Here is an 11,149-nt window from a genome sequence, read left to right on the forward strand (position 1 = left end):
GGCATACACCAATCGAGATCTTCCTGCTTAATTTACGTCATTAAATTCGTTCAAGTTATTTCTTGCAATCTGCCAATAGTAAAGATTAAGGAGATGGCTATTATAACAATTGAGGAAGAAGCTTTTCAAAAGCAGCGCCCGGACTTCAGTCAGTTTCCCGCTGCCGGTTTTACCAGGCACCAACATGACTACCAGTTTACCCAGGACTTCATGGACGGCCAGTTCCGGGCCGTCCTCCGGGTTAGTGATGATGGTCAAGTTAGCGGAAATGTTATTGACCGAAGCACCGGCGAGGAATACCTCCCCCTGCGGGCAATTCACTGCGGCCCCTTCGCTGCCCAGGTCAAGGCAGCCTACATCGACCTCCTTCACGAGATTGCCCGGCAGTGCTTCACCGCTGTCCCCTTCCATGGTAACCAGGCGAACCGGCTCGCCACCTGGATTAACCAGAAATTTCATGACCAGCCGGAATTTGTTTTCAAGAAGCTCCCGGATTACGCAGCCTTCCGTGAACCCCAGTCGCAAAAGTGGTACGGCCTGGTAATGAACATCCCCTGGTCCCGACTGACGGATAAGGGCGCCCACGGCAAAGACAAGGTCGAAGTCATTGATTTACGCTGTCCGTCCCAGCAACAACCGGCCTTACTCAAGCAGGACGGGGTCTTTCCCGGTTACCACCTCAGCAAGAAGAACTGGATCTGTGTGACCCTCGATGATACCCTGCCCGATGTAGCGATCAAAGAGATGGTCCAGGCTAGCCGCCACCTCCTTACCAAGCCCCGAGCCTGGCTGGTCCCCGCTAACCCGAAGTACTATGACATCATGCACGCCTTTGTCGACAGCGATACCATTACCTGGAAGCAGTCAACCAAGGTGCGGGTTGGCGATACGGCCTATATGTATGTTTCTGCCCCGGTTAAGGCAATCATCTACCGCTGTCGGGTGGTGAAAACCGATATTCCCTACGATTACCAGGGCCCTGAGCTAAAGATCAAGCGGGTGATGCGGCTCCGTTTCGAAAAAGAGTACGACCACGACCGATTCACCCTCGCCTACATTAAGCAGCACGGGGTCACCTCCGTTCAAGGCCCCCGCCACGTCCCGGCTGAACTGCTCAAAGAGCTCGAGAAATGAATAAGAGTGACTTCATCATGAAACTCAACACTATCGACATCCATGGTTTAAAGGTTTTCCGCCGGGAAAGCGGCAACCAGGATCAGCCAGTCTTTCTCCTTCTTCACGGCTTTCCAAGCTCAAGTGCCATGTTCCGCAACCTAATACCCATGTTGAAAAAGGACTTCCACGTGATTGCCCCGGACTACATTGGCTTTGGCCAGTCCGCCTCACCGCAGCATACTGCCTTCAACTACACCTTCCAAGACCTAACTAACTACGTCGATGACCTCCTGACCACGCTGGGCGTTGGCAAGTTCTACATGTATGTCTTTGACTACGGTGCCCCAATTGGTTTCAACCTCGCCGTCCGCCATCCTGAACGGGTTTTGTGAATCGTTAGTCAGAACGGGAACGTTTACCAAGAAGGGCTCGGTAAGAAATGGGCAAGGGCACAGAAAATACTGGGCCCACCTGACCAAAGCGTTGCGCGAACAGTATAAAACTGCCTTTGTCCCAGAAACTATCAAGGGTCAGTACCTTGGCGGCGAGCAGCCGGGCGCAGTGGGTCCCGATGGCTACAGTCTGGGCATCTACTACACCAACAAGTCGGGTTACGCCGAAAACTAGTCTGACCTAATTTTTGACTACCAAAACACCGTCGCTAATTATCCAAAATACCAGTCCTTCCTGCGTAAGTACCAGCCGGCATTAATCGTTGCCTGGAGCAAGGATGACCCCAGCTTCATTTACCCCGACTCTAAAGCCTTCCAGAAGGACGACCCGAATGCCGAAGTCCACCTACTTGATGGTGGTCACTTTGTTCTCAAGTCCCACTGGCAAACGATTGGCCAACTGATCCTGAACAAGTGGGGAAAGTAGCTCAGCACAGCAAAACACCCGTTGCAAACGATTTGAGTACGTTTACGACGGGTGTTTTTTCTATCCTTTCAGTCAGACAAGGTGACTCTCGCGGTACCAATGAACAAAGTCACTAAAGAACGGCAGACTAAAGCGAACCTTTCCCCAGTCATTAGTATCAATTAATTGAGCATCTTTAAGACGTGCCCGGTAAACCGATACATAGTTCTTCGGCTTGGCTAATTTTTCTTGGATATAACTAATCGGTACGTCCGCCTGCGGATAGTCAGCAATAACATCTAACATCCGCCGGTCATTAGCCGACATCTCAGTATATAGCTTTTCGTAAGCATTACGGTACAGGTCGACCTTACTCTTCTCAATCGTTTGTGTAACCACCTGCTCATCAATTACGTCATTCTGACTGAGTCGCCAGGCGTAATAGCCGACCGTTTGAAAGGCATAGGGATAGCCTCCCGCTGCTTCAGCCAGGATGTTCAAATTCACACTATCAATTTCTTTCTCACCATTTTGAAACGCCCGTTGGTAGCTATCAATAATTGACCCGCGATCCAACCGTGCCAGGTAAATTCGATTACTACGGAGAAGAAAGGTCAATACATTGTCATTCTGCAGATCAGAGATTCGACTTGGCAACCCTGTCATGATGAGTGCGATGTCAAACTCTTCACCAATTAGCATCTGGTACATTGAGGCGAACGCCCGGACATCATCACTAACCTCAATTTCATCAATTCCAATTAAGACGGAAATGCCGCGCTGCTTTAACTGCGCTAGCATTTTCTCCAGGACACTTTTGTAGTTAATTGTCTGGGTGGAACTCGTGCTCTTCAGCGTAATACCAAAGACGCTAAAGTTAAGTTCTGCGGAAAAGTTCTTTAATACTTCAGTCCAATCAATCCCCCGAATTTGCTGAAGCCCGTTAATTAGCTGCATTAGTAAATTACCCTGGCTGAGCGTCAGGCGGAGAAAGGCCCAGTTAGGGACCTGTTTCAAGTGGTGCGCAACATTGATTAGAAACACGGTCTTACCAGATCCCCGTACCCCATAAACTATCGATGTTTGGTACTTACCGTCGTGATTCACCAGGCCAGATAGGTAATCGTCGATCGTTCGCTGCTGGTCAAGAACCATTGACGGGACCCGTCCAAAACTGGGTAAAAAGGGATTTCTTTTCATCAGCTAATCGCCACCTTTCTTTTATACTTTTTTTATACTTTCAATTTTTATTTTATACTTTTTTTATACTTTTCGAAAGGGAAAAGGTGGCGTGCGGTGAGAAATGAATTCCACCTAACGCCACCTTTTATCAGTTAGCAGTCATGGGTCCCGCTGTACGCGGCCTTCAACGGTTCATTAATTTCAACAACTTCAACATTGTCCGTCAAGATCTTCGTTGGGCTGACCAGCGGCATCGTGAAGTGCTTGGGGTCAAAGCGAATCTCCATCTGGTCCTCAAACTGGACATTGGCGTATAGTTCGCTCTTGATGTAGATATCACCGATGTTGGAGCTAACCCGCTCGTCAAAGTCCGGCAGGTCAACATCCTTGTTAACAAAAATTAGGCGGTAGTTGGCGTCTAAGTTGCAGTTACCAATTGCGGAAAACGGCCCCACCCCGTCATCGAAGTCGAGGACAACCCGCTTGTCTGGGCTAATATAGTGCTGCAGTCGTTCCATTGCCTTATCCGTCACGATTAACTTCTTCATTCTCTATTCCCCCTTAGTCATCTGATATTTTTACCAACTTTTAGTAAGATACCAAAAAATCTGCTCACGCGAGCTTCCCCAGCACCCGAATCTGTCGGAGGTGGCGCTCAATCCGCCCCTCCTTCTCTAGCTGGGCAAGCTTCCGGGAGAGGGTCTCCGGAGTCGTCCCCAGGTAAGAGGAGAGGTCCTTTAGTTTTAGAGGCAGGGTAACCGTGTCTTCGCCCTGCTGGGCAACAAGGCGGTTGAGGTAGGTCGTCAGCCGTTCCTCAATACTGGGCAGGCCCAGCAGCTGGGTCTGCCGACGAAGACTACTGATTGTCGCCGCCTGGCCGGCCAGGAGTTTCAGGGCGATATCGTGTTGGTTTTGAATTAGGTTGATAAAGTCCGCCCGGTGCAAGATGCAGATATCACTGTCCGTGGTCATTTCAACATAGGAGTTGGTGTTGGCCACCCCCAACAACCAGGTTTCACCAACGTAATCGCCTGTAGTCAAGGTACAGACTACCTGCTCCTCGCCATTGGCGCTCAGCTGGTACATCCGCCCGCGTCCCCGGTGAATGATGATCAACCGGTCACTATTGTCTGGACTGGCAACAATCGTCCCCCGCCGAACATGCTGGTGGTGGATCAGCCGCTCTAGTTGGCGCTGCCGGTCAATCCCCAGTTGGTTAAACAGGGGGACCAGCCGGACGCACAGTTCCTCAACCATTGAATCCACCTCCTTGGGCAACTAAAAGTCATCGTCATCTTCTTCAGTATACAGGCCCGTTTTTAGGTCATGCCCCAAGAAGCGTTGGGCCAGGGCAACCTGGTCCTTAACCCACGTCAGCAGACCAGTTAGGATGTCCACCAGTTCCGGCCAATCCGCCTTTTGTCCCAGGGCGATTGCCTTGGTGATAAACAGAGTCTGGGTATCGAAGTCCTTGATAAGGGCAAATAACTGGTCGCTGCCCGGCTCGTACTTAGTGGCCCCGTCTTCTTCCAGCATCGTGAACTCCTTAAACTGGCCCGTCGTTGTTGGGATGCTTTCGCCGTTGTTAACTAGCAGACGGTTCAAGGTCGCAAACATGACCTGTTCGTGATCAATCCAGCGATCACCATATTGGGCCAGGAAAAGGGCGGCGGGTCCCTTAGCAAACAGTTTGGCCTGGCTGATTTTGAAGGAATGAATCATCAGGTTGGCGATGATGTGACCAGTCATCGCCCCCGCTGTCGGTGTGTGGTGGTCAACGTTACTCTGCTTCAACTCTTGTTCGTATTGCTCCGCGCTCGTCATTTTTAGGCCTCCTTCGTCTTCGTTTCGTGGACCGTGTAGCCCATCTTTTCAATACCTTGTTGAACAACGTCTGGTGAGGTAACGGTTGGATCAAGGGTGAACTTTACCTTGCCGGCGTTGAATAAAACTTTCACGTCAGCAGTACCGTCCACCGCCTCGACGCTCTTTTGAATCTTCGCTAAACATGATGGGCAGGTCAGTCCACCAAGCTTCATCATTACCTTTTCCATTGCTAACACTTCCTTACACGTCCCATTCTAGCTGGATAGGCACGGCAAAAAATTGATCTTGATCAATTTTGGGGAGAATATTTGATTAGGCGCATGCTATTGAGAATGACAAGCAAAATACTGAGTTCGTGAATCAGCATCCCCGACGCCATCTCAACATAGCCCGCAAACAGGCCGATAAACAACAATAGGACGGTTAAAAGGGCAATCGCAATGTTCTCATTCATATTCTTGAGCGTTTGCTGGGCCAACTGACGGCTGGTAACTAAGCTCGTCAGGGCCGATTTTACGAGTACGAGGTCCGAGACATCCATCGCGACATCAGTTCCCGACCCCATTGCGACGGCAACGTCGGCGGCGGCTAGGGCCGGACTATCATTGATCCCGTCGCCAACGAAGGCAACCCGGTGGCCAGTTTGCCGGGTGGTCCGGATAAATTGCGCCTTATCCTGAGGGAGCATCGCCGCGTGAATCTCATCAAGGGGCAGGGCTGCGGCAATTTCCCTGGCTGTTCCCGCGTTATCCCCGGTCAACATTACCAGGCGCTTTACCCCTAACTCCTTCAGTCGCCGCAGGGCTGGCATCGCCTGTGGACGCAGCTGGTCCCTAATTCCAAAGATGGCCAGTTCGCGGTGGTTGGCACTGGCAAAAATCACTATGGAGTTGCCGGCAGCGGATAACCTGGCCGCTGCCCGGTCTAAAGCAGCGTTATTCTTCACTACCCCGGTTACCAGGGCCCGGTTACCCAGCAGGTATTCCTGACCCGCCAAGTTTGCCTTAACACCTCGCCCCTTAACGGTTTGCACATCGTCTACCTTTAGAGCCTGGGACGTTTTAAGGGCCGTAATCGCTCGGGCCAGCGGGTGGTCGGACTGGTGTTCAATTGCCACTGCCTGGTCAATGATGGTCTGTCGATCGCCCGTCAGCACCAAAATTGCCTTAACGGCGGGCTTCCCCACAGTCAGGGTCCCAGTCTTGTCAAAGGCAATTGTGTCGACGCGACGGAGGCTGTCCATTACAGCCGATCCCTTGAAAAGAATTCCCCGGTGGGCCCCATTGCCGATTCCCGCCACGGTCGCAGCTGGAACACCAATCACGAGAGCGCCAGGGCAGCCCAGAACCATCACCGTGGTTGCCAGTCGTAGGTCCCGAGTAATGAGGCCGACCACCACCGCAGCCAGTAGGACGAAGGGAGTGTAGTACTTGGCAAAGCGGTCAATAAAGCGCTGCGCCTTTGTTTGGGAATCCTGAGCCTCTTCCACCAGTTCAATGATCCTACCAAAGGTGGTGTCGTCCCCGACCGCGGTGGTCGTGACGGTCACCGTGCCGTTTTCCAGGATGGTCCCAGCAAACACTTCATCGCCAACGTGTTTGGTGACTAAGCGGGACTCACCCGTGATGCTGGCCTCGTTCACGAGGGCATGTCCGGTGTGGATCCGCCCATCGACCGGTACCTGGGCCCCGGTTTTAACCAGGACGTGGGTACCCGGATCCAGGAAGTCGACATCTTCCCGGTGGGTGGTCCCGTCATCATCAACGACTAAGGCCGTTTGGGGTGCCTGGTCAGCGAGCTCTTTAACTGCCGACCGGGTCTTCTTGAGCGTCACACTTTCCAGGACTTCCCCGAGCATGAATAGCCAGGTGACAATCGCCCCTTCATTATACTCACCAATGATAAATGAACCAACCACCGCGATGCTAACCAGGACGTCAATTGAGACCAGGCGAACCTGGAGTGACGAAATTGACGTGAGCAAGATGGGCATGAGGCCAATGACCCCGACTGCGGCCATGATGACCTGGTACACCACTGTCACTTGTCCCAGCCAGCGTGCAGCTTCGGCGATAACCAGTAGGACGGTCATCAAGATGACGATTGCCTGCCGGTGCTGCGTGAAAAATTGTTGGACCTTAACCATCCAATCCCCTCCTTACACCTTCACAGTATAGAGAAGGTGTAAGGGGTCTTAATTGACCACCATCAAGTTTTTAATTAAAAATCTCCGCAGCATTTTAAAGTGCAACGGAGATTTTTTGCTAATTAACCTTAATCACAATCTTACCAACCACCTGGTGAGCCTTGATCGCCGGTAGGCCCTCCTTGATCTGCGCAAACGGCAACATCTTTTTACAGACGATGTTGATAACAATCCTTCGGTAGGGCCCAGTAAGCCATTGTAAACTCAACCAGCAGGATGAATAGAAGAACCAGTAAAGCGTGCTGAGTCCCCAACGCTGTTGTCTGGTCCAGGGGCCGGACGTGATTGGCCTGACTGGCCGCTACAATGGCCGAGGATACCGACGTCCCCACTGCTCCGGCAAATTGCTGGAGGGTATTCAAGATAGCGTTGCCGTCCCCATTGTCCGTATCCGGGAGACTGGCCAAAGCGCTGGTCATGAGGTTACCAAATGACAGGCCCCCACCCACAGTGAAGGCGAGGTAGAGGAAAACAATGGCAGTGTTGGATAGATCCCCGGTTGCCCAACTGGCCAGGCCAGCTACCGCGAGGATGTTGAGAGCGACTCCCACAAGTACCGGGCGCCGAGCACCAAACCGATCCAGCAATCTACCGCCAAACGGTCCAGTCACAGCACCTAGAGCGGCGCCGGGCAAGACAATCAGGCCCGCCAGCATCGCATTATCATGATTGACCAGTTGAATGTAATTAGGTACGGCCCTACACAAATGACTTTGTTGCTGACAATGGATCTTTAACCGTCGGTAAACCAGCCCAGAAGTTAGAGCAATCAATCATCAGTTTAGCTAACCAGTTTCTTAAAAATAAGGGTTACGTGATTCTGCCGACTGATGGCCACTTGAAAAATGATTATTTCAACCCTGAGCATCGCTTATACCCACCTCACAACATTATTGGAACTAAAGGACAAGAATTGTATGGCAAAGTTGGCCAATGGTTCCAGCAAAATCGGACTGATCCCCATGTCTATAAATTTAATAAAAACCGCTATTCTGCTTTTCAGAACACTAATCTGGATAATTATTTACGGGAACGGCGGATTAACGAAGTCTGGATCTGCGGAGTATGTACCGATATCTGTGTATTGCACACGGCAATTGGTGCATACAACCGTGATTATCAAATTGTCATCCCCCAAAAGGCAGTCGCTACTTTTTCCGCTCTGGGGGCAAAGTGGGCAATGGGACACTTCAAGAATGTCCTTGGAGCAACGATTCGTTAACGTAAGAGGAAGTGTATATCAATGAGTTTTTATGACAGCCAAACTGAAAGTATGGTTGAATCAGCCACTTCAGGTATTCATTTGCACACAATCACTAACCTAGCTGAAGCGCCACAAGCAAATGTAATCATCGTTCATGGATTATCATCATATGCTAAAAGTTATGACCCCTTTGCTAGTTTTCTTGTTAAGCATGATTGCAACGTTTTTCGCTATGATCAGCCTGGCCATGGAAAGTCAGAAGGACCACGGGGATATATGGATTCTTTAGCTGACCTTTATGAAAATTTACATGTAATGGTTAAAAAAACTAAAACGGCTTATCCAAATCTCCCCTTATTTATCATTGGTCATAGCATGGGTGGCGAAACAGTCCTCTTATACGGCATAAAGTACCCGCAAACGGCCGATGGATTCGTAGTGGCTGATCCAGTTTCTATTGTTAAAGCACCAAATACATGGAGTAAGGGTTTAACAGGCGACCCCAAAAAGCAGTTACCTAACATGTTAAGTACAGGACTTAACAGTGACCCACGAGTAGTTCATAGAATTCAAAATGATCCTGCTAATCTTCATCACTTGACTGTCGGAATTTTGCAGAATGAAATTAAGGGAGCTTACTTTCTCCGGGCACACTTAACTGACTTTAAGGATCCACTATTATTTTTACAGGGACAAAAAGACGGTTTGATTGATTATCATGATTCACTGGAAGCTTACGCCATGATTGCTTCCAATGATAAAGAGCTCCATGTCTACTCTTCCCTGATGCACAATATTTTCGACGAGCCTCAACGAAAATGGAATATCTACTCAGAAGTCGTCCAGTGGATTAATTGTCATCGATATTAAAAGAAAAGTAGTTTGATACCGATTTGCAGGTATTAACCTGCTTTGGGAGCATAAAAAAAACGCAACGAGGCACTTTTATATAACGTAAAATAGCCTATTCTAACGATTGAAAATGCCGTCAGAATAGGCTATATAGTGCTGACTAGAAGCGCTGTTTTAAGGTAGCTGAAGCATTAAACGTGTTAAGATTCTGTGTTAAAAGTGTAGTCAAAAACTTTGTTCAAAAGTTGATGTGGCGGGAAAAGTGTCATATTAAAATCACTTTTTTACTTGATGTTTTTTCAGATACTTTGCCACTTTCAACATGACTTCTTCTGAATCGGGAGAGTTAGTAACATCTAAAACCATTTGCCCAGCCTCAATTCCCTCAAAGTGAAGGGTTATTCCGTTTAGGATTAAAAATACTTTTGCAGCTTCAAATGCTGTCCGTTTATTACCATCAGCAAAGAGATGTTTCTTAGTAATCTTTTGCAGATAGTAGGCTGCTTTTAACCAAACCGTTGGATAAGCCTCACGTCCAAAGAAAACCTGCTTTGGCGCTTCAATAACACTATTTAATCCGTTAGTATCCAATACACCAATTGAGCCTTCACCAGCTCGACGAATGATTTGTCGGTTAATTTCAATTAGCTCTTTCTCAGTTAAATATTCCATGTTTACTTATCCTTAAGGAAGTCTAATATTGCTTGATCTTCATCTAAACTTTTGTCCAGAATTTCAGAAAAATGATCATGGGCCTTGTTATCGGTATCAGCAGCCTTAATCACAACACTGCCATCACGAGAGTTAAAGGTCACATTGATTTTATCGTTTACTTTGAGCCCTGCCGCATCCATAATGTCCTTACTAATCCGCACAGCACTTGAATTACCTGATTTGAAAATTTTAGTTGGTGACTTAATAACCATTATTAAGGCTCCTTCCTCTTCGTATATACATTTTTATTATATAATATATACACGAATTTATCCACATAGCTTCTCTTTAGTACATTTTGACACGCGGCTATTCTTATTACTTAAATCATCAAGTTTTATTCCTATTTCTCATATTTTCACACACCAAAATCACCTAAGTACTTGGTACCATTGAATTATAGCGATTCACCGTAGTTCAAAATGACACAGCAGACGCCCACGTGAGAAAAAAGTGAGAAGTCGATAACGTTTTTTAACGTAAAATAACCTATTCTAACGACTTAAAATGCCGTCAGAATAGGCTATTAGACTTTATCTAGTGCTGGCAATTTAGGTGGAACTACAACAAGTGGTTCAAATGGTAGTGGCCTAGCACAAACCAATGCTAACACCAAGCAGAATGCAAGCGTCTTGTTAGGTGCCATTGTTGGTACAGCTACGTTAGGACTTGGGTTAACTAAAGATGGAAAACTGAAACTTGAATAAATAGTTATTTTCAATCTACTTCATTTAATGTTTTTTAGTACAAGGTTTTCAACCTGTTTCAATTAATACTTTCAATACCTATTTCTTCATTTATAGTTAGCTTGCACTAAGTTCTTAATAGCTGTAGTTACTGCCGAGTTCAAACTCTCATTGTTTTCATCAGCGTATTCAACTAAACTCCTATGAAGTTCTGGTTTTATACGAACGTTAAATGTTCCTTTATATGATACTTGTGGTTTAATGTTGTTCTTTTTGCAGTCTGCAATATATTCGTCCACTACTTCTTGGAAGTCCTGTTTTAATTCTACAACAGTTATTCCTTCGTAGGATAACAACCCTTTAATGCCAATTACTTGACCGTATAAAATGTTATCTTCTTCTGAAACGTTAACTGTTCCATAATAATCTGTAAGCACACCATAACGACACGTATTGAAAAAGGCGGTCGTGATCCTCAAGCTTGGATCACGATCGCCCTACTTA

14 protein-coding genes and 1 pseudogene are annotated in these 11,149 nt (G+C 47.8%); 5 read left to right on the plus strand and 10 right to left on the minus strand.

Annotated features, from left to right (window positions below; translation table 11 throughout):
* Positions 1–93 precede the first annotated feature (93 nt).
* The 3 genes from QOS01_RS09590 (at position 94) to QOS01_RS09600 (ending at position 1,743) form a co-directional block, all read left to right on the plus strand.
* Entirely contained in the window at positions 94–1,134 is a 1,041-nt protein-coding gene (locus tag QOS01_RS09590; protein WP_283622158.1) for an MmcQ/YjbR family DNA-binding protein, read from the plus strand.
* A complete protein-coding gene (locus QOS01_RS09595; protein WP_283622159.1) occupies positions 1,131–1,508 on the plus strand; it encodes an alpha/beta fold hydrolase in 378 nt (125 codons plus the stop codon). Before QOS01_RS09590 ends, QOS01_RS09595 begins: the two co-directional genes overlap by 4 nt.
* Before the next feature lie 91 nt (positions 1,509–1,599).
* On the plus strand, positions 1,600–1,743 hold the full coding sequence (locus QOS01_RS09600) for a hypothetical protein (RefSeq protein WP_283622160.1): 144 nt from the start codon (positions 1,600–1,602) through the stop codon (positions 1,741–1,743).
* A 324-nt stretch (positions 1,744–2,067) separates the two neighbouring features.
* On the opposite strand, the gene QOS01_RS09605 is transcribed toward QOS01_RS09600, so the two are convergent.
* The 7 genes from QOS01_RS09605 to QOS01_RS09635 form a co-directional block, all read right to left on the minus strand.
* Positions 2,068–3,174: an ATP-binding protein gene (locus QOS01_RS09605; RefSeq protein WP_283622161.1), complete on the minus strand. Its 1,107-nt coding sequence runs from the start codon at positions 3,172–3,174 to the stop codon at positions 2,068–2,070.
* 134 nt (positions 3,175–3,308) lie between these two features.
* Positions 3,309–3,704: an iron-sulfur cluster biosynthesis family protein gene (locus QOS01_RS09610; protein ID WP_283622162.1), complete on the minus strand. Its 396-nt coding sequence runs from the start codon at positions 3,702–3,704 to the stop codon at positions 3,309–3,311.
* A gap of 64 nt (positions 3,705–3,768) precedes the next feature.
* Complete coding sequence (locus tag QOS01_RS09615) at positions 3,769–4,413, minus strand: Crp/Fnr family transcriptional regulator (RefSeq protein WP_283622163.1); 645 nt, start codon at positions 4,411–4,413, stop codon at positions 3,769–3,771.
* Between the two features lie 21 nt (positions 4,414–4,434).
* The gene (locus QOS01_RS09620) at positions 4,435–4,980 is read right to left on the minus strand and encodes a ferritin family protein (protein WP_283622164.1); all 546 of its coding nucleotides are present in this window, start codon (positions 4,978–4,980) and stop codon (positions 4,435–4,437) included.
* A 2-nt stretch (positions 4,981–4,982) separates the two neighbouring features.
* Entirely contained in the window at positions 4,983–5,210 is a 228-nt protein-coding gene (locus QOS01_RS09625) for a heavy-metal-associated domain-containing protein (RefSeq protein ID WP_283622165.1), read from the minus strand.
* A gap of 62 nt (positions 5,211–5,272) precedes the next feature.
* Positions 5,273–7,129 (minus strand): heavy metal translocating P-type ATPase, encoded by a 1,857-nt coding sequence (locus tag QOS01_RS09630; protein WP_283622166.1) that lies wholly within the window; start codon positions 7,127–7,129, stop codon positions 5,273–5,275.
* Between the two features lie 209 nt (positions 7,130–7,338).
* On the minus strand, positions 7,339–7,962 hold the full coding sequence (locus tag QOS01_RS09635) for an MFS transporter (protein ID WP_326521108.1): 624 nt from the start codon (positions 7,960–7,962) through the stop codon (positions 7,339–7,341).
* Here QOS01_RS09635 and QOS01_RS09640 point away from each other — a divergent pair.
* Positions 7,890–8,411: pseudogene (locus tag QOS01_RS09640) on the plus strand (isochorismatase family cysteine hydrolase); the annotation flags it as partial. The gene QOS01_RS09635 and the pseudogene QOS01_RS09640 overlap by 73 nt on opposite strands.
* A 21-nt stretch (positions 8,412–8,432) precedes the next feature.
* Entirely contained in the window at positions 8,433–9,263 is an 831-nt protein-coding gene (locus QOS01_RS09645) for an alpha/beta hydrolase (protein ID WP_283622168.1), read from the plus strand.
* A 258-nt stretch (positions 9,264–9,521) separates the two neighbouring features.
* On the opposite strand, the gene QOS01_RS09650 is transcribed toward QOS01_RS09645, so the two are convergent.
* The 3 genes from QOS01_RS09650 to QOS01_RS09660 form a co-directional block, all read right to left on the minus strand.
* The gene (locus QOS01_RS09650; RefSeq protein WP_283622169.1) at positions 9,522–9,917 is read right to left on the minus strand and encodes a type II toxin-antitoxin system death-on-curing family toxin; all 396 of its coding nucleotides are present in this window, start codon (positions 9,915–9,917) and stop codon (positions 9,522–9,524) included.
* Between the two features lie 2 nt (positions 9,918–9,919).
* Entirely contained in the window at positions 9,920–10,171 is a 252-nt protein-coding gene (locus QOS01_RS09655) for an AbrB/MazE/SpoVT family DNA-binding domain-containing protein (RefSeq protein WP_283622170.1), read from the minus strand.
* Between the two features lie 581 nt (positions 10,172–10,752).
* A complete protein-coding gene (locus tag QOS01_RS09660) occupies positions 10,753–11,082 on the minus strand; it encodes a type II toxin-antitoxin system HicB family antitoxin (protein WP_283622171.1) in 330 nt (109 codons plus the stop codon).
* Positions 11,083–11,149 lie beyond the last annotated feature (67 nt).

The sequence above is a fragment of the Limosilactobacillus avium genome, assembly GCF_947381485.1.
Taxonomy (GTDB): Bacteria; Bacillota; Bacilli; order Lactobacillales; family Lactobacillaceae; genus Limosilactobacillus; species Limosilactobacillus avium.